Raw genomic sequence first — 403 nt, 5'->3', positions numbered from 1 at the left:
CATAAAAGAAATGACGATAGGCAAAAGGACAAAAAAAAAGATAGCTGTCGCATATATTCAGGATATTGCCCCTGATTATGTCGTAAAAGAAGTGTTTAAACGCCTAAAATCCATCATAACAGATGATTTGCCGGAATCAGGCACACTTGAGCAGCTCATTGAAGATGAACCTTTTTCGATCTTTCCGACGATCTTAAGTACAGAGCGTCCAGATCGTGTAGAAAGCTCATTGTTGGAAGGCCGTGTTTCCATTTTGGTGGATGGCACGCCGTTTGCACTCGTTGTCCCCGCAACGCTTGATGAATTTATTCATTCACCGGATGATTACAGCCAGCGCTGGATTACAATGTCACTTATTCGTTTGCTTCGTTATTCCAGCATCCTGATTACCATTTATTTGCCG

Annotated in this window: 1 pseudogene; it reads left to right on the top strand. The window is 42.2% G+C overall.

The features are described 5' to 3' along the window. Positions 1 to 403, top strand: a pseudogene (gene gerBA, locus SB660_RS19120) (spore germination protein GerBA); the annotation flags it as partial.

The organism is Bacillus sp. SIMBA_005 (genome assembly GCF_046535585.1).
GTDB classification, from domain to species: Bacteria; Bacillota; Bacilli; order Bacillales; family Bacillaceae; genus Bacillus; species Bacillus pumilus.
The sequence above is the reverse complement of the archived record's forward strand: the minus strand, read 5'-3'. Positions and strand labels throughout refer to the sequence as shown.